The organism is Rubritalea tangerina, from assembly GCF_042683245.1.
GTDB lineage: Bacteria > Verrucomicrobiota > Verrucomicrobiia > Verrucomicrobiales > Akkermansiaceae > Rubritalea > Rubritalea tangerina.
In genome coordinates, this window is sequence record NZ_JBHUJB010000005.1 from 22,386 (window position 1) to 35,717 (window position 13,332).

The following is a 13,332-nucleotide window of genomic DNA, read 5'->3' on the forward strand; positions in this document are numbered from 1 at the left end:
GTTAGGGGGGCGATTCGTCTGAATATGTAGGTGTTCTGCTGTGATTTGAGTCCATGTTTAATGCACTGAAGTAGCTATATTTTACCTAGCTGAGCTTTTCAAAAATATCATCAATGAAGTGCAGTATAAATGCCTCACCCACGCAGCATTGATCTAGCAGTTGATAGGGTTCAGTCTCGTAGTTAGGTTCATGAGGCATCCAAAATGAAGCATTGAGTATGGGATAGAGCCGGCAACCGTCTATGGGCCATAAGTTGAATTAGGCCTATTAGGACAGAGATAACTAGACTATAAGAGTTGTGATGGATAAGCTTACTGATGTTGATGTCAGGGAAAGGATGATCGATCGTTTTCTGATAGCTGGCGACAGTGGGGACGAGAGGTTACGCGAGTGTCCTCATTGTCCTTTACTGTGGCATCACAGGATAGCCCACACTGGATTTCAAACTACGGGATACCCCTACGAGTTAACTCGTAGTTATCAATCTGGGAGTTGTATGGTAGCGACGGTGGCTGGAGTGGGAGAGGTATTAATTGATGGTGAGTGGGAGGTGTTGAGGTCTGGTGAGGCCTGTCTTTTGCCTCCCTATGCGTTCAATTCGATTCGTGCCTTAGAGGGGGAGGAATGGAGCTTTGTTTGGGTGAAATATTTGGAAGATTTGGGAAGTCAGCCAGTGGTGACGGCGATGTCTCCGGTGCACGGGAAATTTGATCCTGAGCCCTTGAAGCATGCGATCTATGGTTTGCACGCAGCATCTGTGTCGGGAGAATGTTTATCTGCGCAGAATTTATGGGTGGAATTGATCCACAGATACGTGGTGCATTTTGCGAGGCCGAAGGTGGAGGATGAGCGTTTGTGGAGGGTGTGGACTGAGGTAGAGAAGCGCCTAGGCTATGCATGGAGTTTGGAAGAGATGGCTGGCTTAGCTCATATGAGTAAGGAGCAGCTTAGGCGGCTTTGCCGCAGGCAATTTGGACGCAGTCCTAAGCAGCAGGTGACCTATTTGAGAATGCGCAGGGCACGGTATTTGTTAGGTGCGACGCGTATGAAGGTGGCAACTATTGCGGCCCAGTTAGGGTACGCGGATAGTCAGACGTTCACGAAGGTGTTCAAGAAGTTCAATGGCATCAACCCATCTGGGATGCGCTAGTTGGGGGCTTGAGCTGAGTCAGGGGAATAGCGCAGATTAGGAGAGCTTTGGTATTCGTCATTTTCGTGTCGGCGTCCTAGGTAGACGCCTAAGGTGCCCCAGAGAAGTGCGACACCCGCTCCGATGGCAAGGCGGGCAGGCAATGAGAGGTTGAGGAAGCCGTCTCCTAGGAAGGCGAGCACCCAGATCCAGAAGACATCGGCACCGCGGTAGACGGCGACGTCAATGATGGGTTTGGTTTTGAACCGGGCTTCTTTATCGACTCCAGTGTAGAGGATTTCACGAGCGGGGCGGGTGATGGCGTAGTTGCCGGCTTTGCGTAGCACTTGGAGGGCTAGCACGAGGAAGGTGGCGGGGTTAAAGGAGAGGAGGATGAGGAGGGCTGCAGTAATGAATGGGACGATGGAGAGGGCGGTAGAGAGGCCAAACTTTCTGGATATGCGATTTGCAGCGAAGGCTCCTAGCAGAATGGTGAGGGTATTGGTTATGAGGTCTAGAGAACCTAGCAACTCTTTACGTTCGCTGCTGGAGTAATCGGCTAGGAGGTCACTTTGGGTGACATAGAAGAAGGTGCTGATGCCGGAGAAGAGGAAGATGAAGCTGGCGATACCTAGCAGTCGCTTGTGAGTGATAAGTTCGGCAAATCCGGAGAAGGGGTTGGGGTTGAGGGCGCTTTGTGACTCATTGCTGTGCTCTACGTCGGCGAACCTTCTATTGAGGGTGAAGATGATCGGGAGGACGCAGCAGAGGGCGATACCGGTAACGAGCAGGATATTTTGTAATTCCATGCTTTTGACGAGCAGGATGACGATGAGTGGGCCTGCGATAGCACCGGCGCTGGCTCCAGTGTTGATTAAGCCAAAGAGTCGTTTGCTTTGTTCTTTTGAGTGGTGTTGGGAGATGTAGCTCCAGAAGACTGAGAGGTGGAACAGGCTAAATACGCTGCTCCAGACATAGAAAATTTTACCGAGGAGGGCGGGGTCAAAGCCAAGGGAGAATGCGGAGTAAATGGCAAAAAAGCTGATTGCAAAGAAGATAAAGGTGGAGGGTACGAGCTTCTTGAGTGAGAGTTTAGCGGCACAGAGGTTGTAAAGTGAGACGGCGATGGTGGAAACGATGAAGGTGTAACTCCATTGGGTTGCGCGGCTGACATCTCCCCAATCGCTGGGTAGGGCATCTCTGACCGGCCTCAAGATCATGTAGGAGGCCATGAGGGTGAAGATGAAAAGGAATGCGAGGGCTGTATTGAGGGTCTCTTGGGGTTTTATTTGGGTGATTCGGGAAAATCGGGATGTCTCAGGCATGGTGTGGTGTGAATCTAAGTGGTGGATGGGGTGGGAGCGCAGAGCTATGGGATAGCACTACGCTCCCGTGACACACGACATGGGGGGGAATTACCATGGTCTGGGGCTCCCGTCGAAGAACCAGAAGCCGCCATGGTGTTTGGGGGTGAGGGAGGTGATGAGGGTTTTGACCTTTGCCATACTTTGGGTGGGGTCTAGGTTGGCCCAGTGGGTGCCCATATCAGTTTTGTTATGGCCAGGGGCGAGAGAGATGACGATGGCACCACGGAGGCTGGGGTCAGCGGCCATGGTTCGGGTGACCATATTGAGGGCTGTTTTACTGACTTTGTAGCCGTAGGCGTTGCCACCGGTTTTATGGGTGAGGATGGATGCGCGGGTGGACATATTGACGACGATGGGCTGGGAGCTTTTCTGAAGATTGGGGAGGAGTGCTTGGGTGACAAAGATGGGGCCGAGGGTGTTGACTGCGAGGCAGTCTTGCATTTCTTTTTTGGTGAGGTCCTTGAGGGTGGCAGGTTTCTCAGTCATGAGTTTTGGCCCAAAGTAACCCGCATTGTTGATGAGGATATCGATAGTGCGGCCTTTGAGAGAGTTAGCCATTGATGCAATACTCTGGTCGGAAGTTACGTCGAGCTGGATGATTTCGGCTTTGGTCGTTTTGAGTTCCGTGGCTTTATCGGGTTTACGTGCAGTGCCTATGACGTGGTAGCCGTCATTAACAAAGTGTTTGGTGAGTTCGAGCCCTAGTCCTCGATTAGCTCCGGTGATGAGAACGGTTTTTTGTGTGGCGGCAATGCTGAGGTGGGAGGTGAGGAGGAGACTGGTGCAGAGGGTCAGTATGCTGGCGAGAAAGCGATTGGTCATGGGTGTATTGAACGAGGATATTTCCACTTATCTAGGGGGAAAGTGGCGATTTATCCATTATGAGGTGTCAAAAATCCACATTTTGGTGGGTGTTACGAAATTGTGACGATGGGATGATTGAAGAAAAATAATGTTTTAGGGTTGGAGAAAATGTTTTTTTGGGACTACAAGCGCGTTCACGCAGCGTGGCGGCATGGGAGAGGTATGAGCTTCTTAGCATGTTTGCAGTGTGTGTGACTCCCCGGAAGTATAATTCCCCGTAACTCAAATGAGTAAACTCATAGATGAACGACGACAAGGAGAAGAAAAGGGAGGAACTGGACGAAGCTTGGTGGTACCAGTACCTCAGTGAAGAAGAAAAACGTGAGCGCATGGAGGCGACTCAAGTTTCACAGGAGCCGGTGATTGCTGAAGAGCATACGCCTCAGCAGCAGAAGGATTGGAAGCCCTTTATCCAATTATGGGGGCGACGAGCTGCAGTAGTAGCGGCGGCAGCACTTGTGGTTGGTGGCGTCAGTCACTGGGTGTATGTGACACGTAGTCTGGGGCAGATGGAGGCAAAGCATGATGCAGTGCTTGAGAAGCTTGACCAGAGTGAACGACGTGTGGCTCAGGAGAAGGCGCTAGCCGCGGAGAGCGCTGAGGTTCTTGTGAGGGAGAGAGCTGCATTGGAGAGGCGCGGCCAAGCATTTGAACTAGGCAAGCAAGAGTATGTGCAATCGAGCCAGGCAGCAGCGGCTGAGATAGAGCAATGGAAGGAGACAATGCGCGATATGGTTTCACTGGTGCAGGAGGTGTACGTGCTGAAAACTGAGTCACGGCATGCTCCTTTGCTTGATTTGGAGAATGAAAAGCAGAGGGATGAGAAGCTGCGTACTCGATGGTTAGAAATTCAGAAGAAGATAGAGGAGAGTGAGGGGCTTGAGGAGGCGAGTGCGAAGATTCAGTTGGGTGTAGCCTATGCTGCGGCCCTCGCTGGTGCGTATGATCGCGAGGCTCTGGAACAGGGAGATTGGGAATTAGCGGGGCTAGAACACGAGCGTCCGATGGTTCTGTCTCGTATTTGTTATCAACAGGCCTTGGCGCATCAAGCAAGGCAGCAGAAAAAGGAAGCAGCAGAGTGGGTGAGAGTGGGGAAGGAATGGGCTAAGGCCTTGGATGCAGAAGGGCTTGAAAGGGCTTATGTACTAGGGATGTTTGCCAAGCTGGAGGGGGATATTCATCTCAAAGAGGATGCCAGGGGGGCGCTTGGGCACTACCTGTTGGCGGTCGATTTGCTGGGGAGAGTGGTGGAGGTGAATCCTGAGGCATACTCGATTCGCAGCTTGTTACTCGAGCTTGGCTCAGGGATGAGTAGCTGGCCGAGTAGCAATAAGGATTGGGAGGAAAAGGTGCACGCGGTTGTGAGGGAGCAGGCGGAATGGATACTGGAGCATCATCCTGAGAAGAGAAAGGCGCATTTGGCCTTGGCTAGGCTTGACATTATGATGGCTGAGAGATGCCTCAGAGAGAGGGAAATGAAGAAGGTTGATACGTTATTAGCACGAGCTGGCAAGTGTCTTAGTGAAGGAGGTGGGGATGTGTTATTGCAGTCTTCATTGGAGGGAATGAAAGCATTCATTGCTTGGGACAAAGGCTATCGCAGTGTTGCGATCCAGCGGATGGACAAGCAGGTCGTTTTGCTAGAGAAATTGGCTCAAGAGGATGGTGGCAGCGCAGCTGCGCACTATCGACGAGCGGCTATGCTTTGGGAGCGCAGCATGATGCAGATGCAATCGGCGAAGGCGAAGGCCGACGCTGAGGGGGCGATAGGGATTCTATCTGAGGTTCTTGTTGGGGCGGGGTGTTTTGAAGCGATGGAGGCGCGTCGCCTCAAGGCGATGATTTTATGTGATCTAGCAGAGATGGAGATGGATCGTGGCCAGAAGAGTCAAGCGAGGGACTACCTGAGGCGTTCAGGAAAGTTATGGGATGAATTACGCGCCCAGTGGGGGGAGAGTGAGGAAGACCGGGAACTGGCACGTTGGTGTGCCCACCAGCTCACATTATTTTAGGTGGTGGGATCTTCTTAGTCGAGGAAGCTACTGGTCATGAGGCTGATGACGCGTTGGCCGAGGCTGGTGAGGCTGGCTTGTTTGCCGGTGCCAGTGAGAATGCCTTTTGTATGGTAGCGATGGTTTGATTGTGTGGGCTTGACGAAGGTGACTGTGGGGCGGACGACGGCGCGATTACTTGGGGTAATCGCAAGTGGGAAGCCGGATGAGGCGAAGCTAATTTCCCAGGCTGGGGTCATGACGCTGTGGTTACCTTTGCGCATCCACGGGTAGCGTTTTGCTAGATCGAGGTCGCGGCGTCTGGGGACAGTCACTTTGTAATAGGTGGGGATTTTATCGATGAATTGGGTAATCGTTAGATTGGGGTTGGCTTTGTGGCGGATGAAGAGTTCGGCGATATTGAGGCCATTCATGTTGAGGCCGTTATAGACACCGTGGTGGTTGGGTGAGCTGAAGTAGGCGCCGTGCCACTCTTTGAAATCTCGGTTAGCCATGACGCCGAGCTCGAGGTGGAGGTGAGCGCGTTCGCGGTTGATTCCGGAGCCGGTGTAACCCATTTTACCGATTGGGCTACCAGCTTTGAGCTTTTGGCCGAGTTTACAGGAGGTGGTCGCGAGGTGGGCGTAGAGGCTGTAGAATGGTCCTGCGCCCCAGTCATGTTCGACGACGACGTAGATTCCGTAATTGGAGTTGCCGCCATGTGGGTTGATATAGACGACTTTACCCTCTGAGATGGCGCCGACGATATCGAGTGGGCGGCTATAGCGGTCGCGCTTGATGGGGCGAATATCGATGCCTTCGTGGAATTTGGTGGCGATGACGCCTTCATCAGTACGTCTGAGGGTTCTTACGTAGCCGTATTTCCCGGCAGTCCAGGGGTGGGAGTCGACACCTTCGAAGTTTCGGTAGGTGTACATGTAGAATTTCTCCGGTGTTTTGGAGAAGATGAAGTCGTTCTCGGTGGGGAGCTGAAGCTTGAATGGGGCACTGGCCCAGAGTGGTAGGGCTGTGAGGGTGGCGAGGGCAAATAGGGTGAGGCGCTTGAGCATGGGGGAATTATTGATTTTTATTTTCGTATTTCAGGCGGGTTTTCCAGGCTTTCTCTGATTCTCCCATGCGTGGGACGAGTTGGTTGAGGGCACTAAGCATGGTTTGATCGACGCCGCGCCAGACGGTGATGACTCGGCCATCGACTTGGCGGTCGATGTAGAGCATGTCCACGACTCTGCCATTGATGGCGCACATGATCCATTTTCCGGCGTATTGGCCAGAGACGGCTCTGAGGCGGCTCGCGCCGGCACGCTTGAGTTGGAAGGAGACTTTGTAGAATTCAGGGTCTTGTTCTGAGGGGGTGGCGTGGTAGGCGGCGATATCGCTGGTCATGATGAAGGGAGTTTTGCTCATGTAGCGTTTGCCCTTTGGAGTATCGATTTCGAAGCTGAGTTTTTTGGATTCGAGGTTAGTGGCTTCGGTATGGAAAGTGATGCTGATGGGAGCAGGCTTTTTACCGCCAGCATAGCTGAGCTGAAGGCCGATGAGTGAGAGTGCGAGGAGCAAGAAAAGGCGCATAGTGGCAAGAGGGTGATGGATCTGGCGGGTGGTGTGAAGTAAATAAAGCTGGGAAATGTGGATGGCAGAAGTAGGGGGGATGAAAATCTCTCATGGCATCGTTTTTGACTTGAGCTGCTAGAGAGTGATGTCAGTCTTCGGGCTTCAAACCACTGTTTATATGCGGAACCCATCACATGTTTCATTTTTCTCGTGGCTCGCGATGAGCTTTCTTTTGTTAGTCACTTCTGCATCTGCTGCTGATGGGAATGGATTTGATCAGGCACTGAATAGTGTGGCTGGTTGGTTAGAGGCCTTTGTATTTTTCTCGGTCAATGTGGCAGGGAATGGCTTGCCGATTGTTTTGGTAGTTTTAGGAGGGACGGCCATTTTTCTAACAATTTACTTCAAATTTATCAATTTGAGGGGTGTGGGCTTAGCGTTTAAGACGGTGAAGGGGAAGTATACGGAAGATGATTCACCAGGTCAGATTACGCATTTCCAGGCATTGACGGCGGCTTTGTCTGCGACTGTGGGATTAGGCAACATTGCTGGGGTGGCAGTGGCGATCACATTGGGTGGACCAGGCGCGACGTTTTGGATGATTTTGATGGGCTTGTGTGGGATGACCACAAAATTTGCGGAGTGTACATTAGGGGTACGCTACAGGAAGTTTGACAAGGAGGGGAAGACGCACGGTGGAGCGATGTATTATCTGCAGGATGGTTTAGCTGAGCATGGCATGGCAGGACTTGGTAAGGTGTTGGCGATATTCTTTGCGGTGATGTGTGTGGGGGGCGCGATTGGTGCGGGCAACATGTTTCAGGTGAACCAAGCGGCATCGCAATTTTCTGATTCTTTTGGTCTCTTTAAGGGCAAGGAGAGTATCCAGTTTGGAGTTATTTTAGCAGTGATAGTGGGCTTAGTAATCATTGGTGGGATTAAGTCTATTGCGCGTGTGACTTCGTTTTTGGTGCCATTTATGTGTGGGATTTACTTGGTTGCAGCCTTGTACATCATCTTTACGAATGCGGGGGCGATTCCGGGGGCGATCTCTGAGATTATTGCTGGAGCGTTTTCGCCGATTGCGATTGGGGGAGGATTTGTTGGGGTATTGATTCAAGGGATTAAGCGCGCAGCATTTTCGAATGAGGCAGGTATAGGTTCTGCACCGATTGCGCACTCAGCGGTGAAGACGAAGAAGCCGGCATCTGAGGGATTGGTGGCATTATTAGAACCGTTCACTGACACGGTGGTGGTATGTACGATGACCGCTTTGGTTTTGGTCATCTCTGGCGCGTGGAAGGTGGATGGGGTGACCAAACAGGAGGAAGTTGCTTTATACAATCAGCCAGCGTTGGAACAACAGGTGGTGAAGTCCTTGGATAAGGGTGAAGAGTTACGTATTCTTGATCAGAAGAAAGTGGGTGAGGGGAGCGAGGCTGTGACATTTGGTGAAGTTTACCAAGAAGAAGGTGACAACCTATGGGTTGAGATGGCGCAGGTGGAAAAGGTAGCTGGTGTCCAGAAGACTTCACGTGCCTTTTCTGGGCACTTTAGCTGGTTCCCTAAGGTACTCTCGGTTGCGGTAATCTTGTTTGCATTCTCGACAATGATTTCTTGGTCGTACTATGGGGAGCAGGCTGTGAACTATCTCTTTGGGATCGACAACAAGGTGGCTGAGGTCATCTACAAGGTAATGTTCTGTGGATTTGTTGTGGTGGGTTCTGCAGCGTCGATTGACAATGTGGTGCGGATATCTGATGCGATGCTGTTTGCGATGGTTATTCCAAACATGGTGGGCATTTATCTCTTATTGCCGGTGATTAAGCGTGAGTTGAAGGATTTTGAGGCACACGCGGCAAAGATTGACGCTGAGGGCAAGTAGGCGAACATAGGTATTTTTGGAGGCCAGTGACTCGGTTGGGAGTCGCTGGCTTTTTTGTTGTTAGGAATAGGGGGGAGGAGGTAAGGTGTTAGTCTGAATAATTAGGTAGGTGATTGGTAGGGCGTGGGCAGTGCTCTGTTGGTGACTGGTTTTAAAATGAGACCACGCCTAATATGTACGAATTGAAGGAAAATAGGCATAGATAATGGGCATGAAATTACAGTTTGCGTCAGTGTTCTTCAGTGTATTTGCATGGCTTGTGAGTCTGCATGCTGAGGCGATTCAGTGGGGGGGGGAGTTTCCGTCGGTTCCTGATGAGCATGGGTTTGCGGGGCCGTTTGCGGGAGTGGTTGGCGAAGGGGATAATCGCTATTTAGTATTTGGAGGAGGGGCAAACTTTCCGGAGGGGGCACCATGGGAGAAGACTGCGAGTGGAGGGAAACCGCCTAAGGTTTGGTATGATTCACTCTATGCGATTCCTTTAGAATCTGAGGGGCTGAAGCCGTCAGGAGCTTGGGAGAAGCTCAGTGAGGTTCTTCCCGAGAAGTTAGGATATGGAGCTTCTGTGAGTTTAGAGCACCGTGGTAGCGCTCTGTTTATTGGGGGGAATCGTGCTGAGAATGGTGGGATGCACCACTCGAAGAAGGTGTATGAAGTGAAAGTGGGCCAGGGAGGATTTGAGATTGAGGCTGTGGCAGATTTGCCAGTGGGTGTTTCATCGGCACCGGCGGCAGTGATTGGCAAGAAGGTGTACATTTTCAGTGGTGCTTCTGCGGATGGCGAGCATATGGGGGCGTATGTAATGGATACTGCTTCGACTGATGTGAGCAAGTGGGCATGGGAGAAGATGGCGTGGCCTGAGAGTGCTGCTGGAGTACCAGCGCGAGCGAGACAGCATGCGACATTGGGTGTACAGGGAGGGAAGTTGTATGTCTTTGCTGGTCGCACAGCGATTGATACTTCAATTGAGGTGCCGGAGGTGGATCGCAACACGATGCACGGCATGGATTTCTTGAGGGACGCTTATGTTTTCGACCCGAAGGCGGGGAATTGGAAGAGGCTTACGGATTTGCCGGTAGGTATTTCAGCGGCGCCACAGAATGCGGTACCAGCAGGAGTATCTCACCTTATGGTATTAGGTGGTGTGGATGTAGATTTCTTACGCCAGCAGTTGAAGGATCGACCTGATAAAAATGGTCAAGGGTTTGAACATCCTGGATTTCCCAATGTGATTCGTGCCTACCACACTATCACTGATAGATGGGCTGTGGTTGGGGAGCTTCCCATCGGAGCGGATGCTGAGCGTCGGGCTAACAAGAAGGAAGTCGGGTATGCGCCGGTGACGGTTCCCGTTGTGATGGTTGGCAAAGACTTTGTGGTGCCGTCGGGCGAGATCAAGCCAGGGATTCGCAGCACACAGGTTTTATTTGGTCATGTAGAGTCTGAGAAGATGGGCTTTGGGGTGATCAACTGGATTGTGGTGGCGGTGTATTTGTTATCGATGGTGGGGATTGGTTACTGGTTTATGAAGCGTGAATCAGCATCGAGCACAGAAGCGTATTTTCGAGGTGGGCAGAAGATTCCATGGTGGGTGGCAGGGTTATCGATTTTTGCGACGATGCTTTCAGCGATCACCTTCATGGCGATTCCGGCGGCATCTTATGCGGGGAACTGGAATGGCTGGATTGGGCAATGGCCGATTTTGTTGATTGTTCCTTTGGTGGTGTTTTTCTATCTACCATTCTACCGTCGTTTGAACATCACGACTGCGTATGAGTACTTAGAGCGTCGTTTTAACGTGGTGGCGCGGACGATCGCGAGTATCACCTTTATGTTGTTCCACATTGGGCGGGTTGCGATTGTGTTGTATTTACCAGCACTAGCGCTTTCCAGTGTGACGAACATCAATATTCACGCAGCGATTGCAATCATTGGTGTCCTTTGTGTGATTTACACGGTGATGGGGGGAATCGAAGCGGTGGTTTGGACGGACGCGATTCAGGCGATTGTATTGATCGGTGGTGCTCTGCTTTGCTTTGGCTTAGTCGTGGCGCAGGTTGAAGGTGGATTGAGTGCTGTGAGCACAGCGATCACGGATGGAGGCAAGGGGCTGACAGCTAGTTGGAAGCTGGATGACTTTTCGATTTCTAAAGGCTCAAGCTCTGGGATTGTTCTCTTCTTGGCCTTCATGTTTGCCAACTTACCATCATACACCGCTGGGCAAGATGTGGTGCAAAGGTATGTGACGACACCGTCAGAGAAAGAAGCTGCGCGTTCACTCTGGATGAACATTGTGATGGTCTTGTTAGGCTCTGCCATTTTCTTCGCACTGGGAACAGCACTCTACGTGTTCTATCAGGATAAGCCTGACATGTTAGATCCGGCTATGAGCTCGAAGGATGGTATTTTACCGTATTTCATCATGCAGAATTTACCGATTGGTGTGGCTGGTTTGATCATTGCGGGGGTATTTGCTGCGGCGCAGTCGACGATTTCGAGTTCCTTGAACTCGGTTGCTACAGCCTTTGTGACCGACGTTTACGGTCGCTTGATCCGACCTGAAAGCAGTGACCAGCAACGCTTGGCGGTTGCTCGCAATGTCGTGATTGCCTTGGGTGTGGTAGGCATTGGAGTGTCCAGTTACATTGCTTGGACGAAAATCGACTCAGCCTTTATGGTTTTCAATCAGTTTATTGGCTTTGCACTAGGGCCGTTGGGTGGCTTGTTTGCATTGGGGATTTTCACGAAGCACGCAGGTGGCAAAGCTGGTTTAGTAGCGTTATTGATTGGAGTGTGCACGGTGGTGAGTATCCACGTAATTGGCTTTGATGTTATGCCATTGCTGTATGGGTTTATCGGGTTTTTCTCCACATTGATCGCAGGAGTGATCTTAGGCTTTGTCTTACCGGCAAGGGGAGACGAAGTCGAGGGACTCACGATTTTTACACAGAAGAAGTAATTTAGTTAGGAAGGAAAGAATCATGTCAGGATACACGAAGGAAGAATTGGACGGTCTGCGGGAGTTTTACCGCGACAGTTTGTTAGAGGATACATTGAAGTTCTGGTTGCCACGAGGCATCGATGAGGAACACGGCGGTTATTTATTGATGCGGGACCGGGACGGGTCGCTGATAGATGATGACAAGTCTGTGTGGTTTCAGGGACGTTTCAGTTCGATATTAGGGAATTTGTACAATCATGTTGAGGCTCGCGAGGAATGGTTATCGGGAGCGAAGGCTGGGGTAGATTTTCTCCGCGAACATTGTTTCGATAAAGACGGTCAGATGTTTTTCATGATGACGCGTGAGGGCAAGCCCTTGCGTAAGCGTCGTTATTTCTTCTCAGAGGCATTTGCGATTGCGGCATTTGCGCAGTATGCGAAGGCGACAGATGATGCGGCTTTGGCGCAAGAGGCGAGAGATTTATTCCGTCGTTGCAGTGAGTATGCGGATGGGAGTCGTCCATTGCCAGCGAAGTATACTGGTGAGCGTCCGGCCAAAGGTCTTGGTGTGCCAATGATCTTTTTGAATGTGGCGCAGACCTTATGTGACACTGTGGGCTGCGAGTTTGCGGCGTCGCAGATTGATTCTTACATCGCACAGATTGAAGATTGTGTGGATGATGAGTTTAAGTGTGTTTGGGAATGTACGGATCCAGATGGCAAGATGATTGACCACTTGCAGGAACGAACAATCACGCCTGGGCATGCGATAGAAGGGGCGTGGTTTATTTTGCATGAAGCGAAGCGTCGCGGTGGCGATGCGAGGTTAGAGAAGCTCGGCCTCAAGATGTTAGATTACTCTTGGGAGCAAGGCTGGGACAAAGAATTTGGAGGGATCATTTACTTTGTGGATCCGACAGGCAAGCCGGTGATGGAGTATTGGCAGGACATGAAGTTTTGGTGGCCGCAGAATGAGGCTGTGATCGCCACATTGTTGGCTTACACGATGACTGGCGATCCGAAGTATGCGGAATGGCACAAGATGATTCACAGCTATGCGCACGAGCACTTCCACGATAAGGAGCACGGCGAGTGGTTTGGGTATCTGCATCGAGATGGTCGTGTTTCAACGGCCATGAAGGGGAACCATTACAAGGGGCCATTCCACCTTCCTCGCATGCAAACCTATTGTTGGCAGTTGCTGGAAGAGCATCTCGCCAAGTAAGAGTCTCACAAAAGAGCCACTCTCCAATGGAGGGTGGCTCTTTTTTTATGTCGCTGATTTTTACTTATTATTTGGATTGAAGATCAAGCGCTTGCCCGCGAATTGGTTTTCGATCTTGGGCTGGCCATTTTGTTGAATGTCGGTGGCTATGGTGTCGAGCTGGTCTATCTTGAAATGTAATACCAACTCACAAAATTTTCTGGTAGTATTTATGATTATTAGGTTATGGATTGGGCTACGCCATCGTTTAGGTGTTTCGGCTGCTTTTGCTTTTTCTCTGCGTCATTCGTCAGTCATGGTGCACGCACCACTTCTTTCTCATTCCTTGAGAAACGGCAAAATCAGCTCGAAAATACT

General features: G+C 51.0%; 9 protein-coding genes. 5 read left to right on the top strand and 4 right to left on the bottom strand.

Going from position 1 to position 13,332, the window contains the following annotated elements; translation table 11 throughout:
- The first annotated feature begins 302 nt into the window (after window positions 1-302).
- Window positions 303-1,151 (top strand): helix-turn-helix domain-containing protein, encoded by an 849-nt coding sequence (locus ACFSW8_RS00220; protein WP_377091329.1) that lies wholly within the window; start codon window positions 303-305, stop codon window positions 1,149-1,151.
- Here ACFSW8_RS00220 and ACFSW8_RS00225 read toward each other — a convergent pair.
- Entirely contained in the window at window positions 1,148-2,455 is a 1,308-nt protein-coding gene (locus ACFSW8_RS00225; protein ID WP_377091328.1) for an NTP/NDP exchange transporter, read from the bottom strand. The genes ACFSW8_RS00220 and ACFSW8_RS00225 overlap by 4 nt on opposite strands.
- Window positions 2,456-2,545: 90 nt before the next feature.
- Complete coding sequence (locus ACFSW8_RS00230) at window positions 2,546-3,319, bottom strand: SDR family oxidoreductase (protein ID WP_377177152.1); 774 nt, start codon at window positions 3,317-3,319, stop codon at window positions 2,546-2,548.
- A 284-nt stretch (window positions 3,320-3,603) separates the two neighbouring features.
- Here ACFSW8_RS00230 and ACFSW8_RS00235 point away from each other — a divergent pair, with 284 nt between their 5' ends.
- Window positions 3,604-5,373, top strand: a complete 1,770-nt coding sequence (locus ACFSW8_RS00235) for a hypothetical protein (RefSeq protein WP_377091325.1) — start codon at window positions 3,604-3,606, stop codon at window positions 5,371-5,373.
- A 14-nt stretch (window positions 5,374-5,387) separates the two neighbouring features.
- Here ACFSW8_RS00235 and ACFSW8_RS00240 read toward each other — a convergent pair whose 3' ends face one another.
- Together ACFSW8_RS00240 and ACFSW8_RS00245 are read right to left on the bottom strand one after the other, a co-directional pair.
- Window positions 5,388-6,422 carry a M23 family metallopeptidase gene (locus ACFSW8_RS00240; protein ID WP_377091324.1) on the bottom strand — a complete coding sequence of 345 codons (1,035 nt, stop codon included), beginning with the start codon at window positions 6,420-6,422 and terminating at the stop codon, window positions 5,388-5,390.
- 7 nt (window positions 6,423-6,429) lie between these two features.
- Window positions 6,430-6,942: a hypothetical protein gene (locus ACFSW8_RS00245; protein ID WP_377091323.1), complete on the bottom strand. Its 513-nt coding sequence runs from the start codon at window positions 6,940-6,942 to the stop codon at window positions 6,430-6,432.
- A 160-nt stretch (window positions 6,943-7,102) separates the two neighbouring features.
- Here ACFSW8_RS00245 and ACFSW8_RS00250 point away from each other — a divergent pair, with 160 nt between their 5' ends.
- From ACFSW8_RS00250 to ACFSW8_RS00260, 3 genes are all read left to right on the top strand, one after another.
- Window positions 7,103-8,809: an alanine/glycine:cation symporter family protein gene (locus ACFSW8_RS00250; protein WP_377091322.1), complete on the top strand. Its 1,707-nt coding sequence runs from the start codon at window positions 7,103-7,105 to the stop codon at window positions 8,807-8,809.
- 211 nt (window positions 8,810-9,020) lie between these two features.
- Window positions 9,021-11,768 (top strand): sodium:solute symporter family protein, encoded by a 2,748-nt coding sequence (locus tag ACFSW8_RS00255; protein ID WP_377091321.1) that lies wholly within the window; start codon window positions 9,021-9,023, stop codon window positions 11,766-11,768.
- 22 nt (window positions 11,769-11,790) lie between these two features.
- Window positions 11,791-12,975, top strand: a complete 1,185-nt coding sequence (locus tag ACFSW8_RS00260; protein ID WP_377177154.1) for an AGE family epimerase/isomerase — start codon at window positions 11,791-11,793, stop codon at window positions 12,973-12,975.
- The last annotated feature ends 357 nt before the right edge of the window (window positions 12,976-13,332 follow it).

Coding starts and splice junctions, on each gene's coding strand:
- ACFSW8_RS00235 (WP_377091325.1), top strand. CDS start 3,604: ATGAACGACGACAAGGAGAAGAAAAGGGAGGAACTGGACGAAGCTTGG.
- ACFSW8_RS00260 (WP_377177154.1), top strand. CDS start 11,791: ATGTCAGGATACACGAAGGAAGAATTGGACGGTCTGCGGGAGTTTTAC.
- ACFSW8_RS00255 (WP_377091321.1), top strand. CDS start 9,021: ATGAAATTACAGTTTGCGTCAGTGTTCTTCAGTGTATTTGCATGGCTT.
- ACFSW8_RS00250 (WP_377091322.1), top strand. CDS start 7,103: ATGCGGAACCCATCACATGTTTCATTTTTCTCGTGGCTCGCGATGAGC.
- ACFSW8_RS00245 (WP_377091323.1), bottom strand. CDS start 6,942: ATGCGCCTTTTCTTGCTCCTCGCACTCTCACTCATCGGCCTTCAGCTC.
- ACFSW8_RS00230 (WP_377177152.1), bottom strand. CDS start 3,319: ATGACCAATCGCTTTCTCGCCAGCATACTGACCCTCTGCACCAGTCTC.
- ACFSW8_RS00240 (WP_377091324.1), bottom strand. CDS start 6,422: ATGCTCAAGCGCCTCACCCTATTTGCCCTCGCCACCCTCACAGCCCTA.
- ACFSW8_RS00225 (WP_377091328.1), bottom strand. CDS start 2,455: ATGCCTGAGACATCCCGATTTTCCCGAATCACCCAAATAAAACCCCAA.
- ACFSW8_RS00220 (WP_377091329.1), top strand. CDS start 303: ATGGATAAGCTTACTGATGTTGATGTCAGGGAAAGGATGATCGATCGT.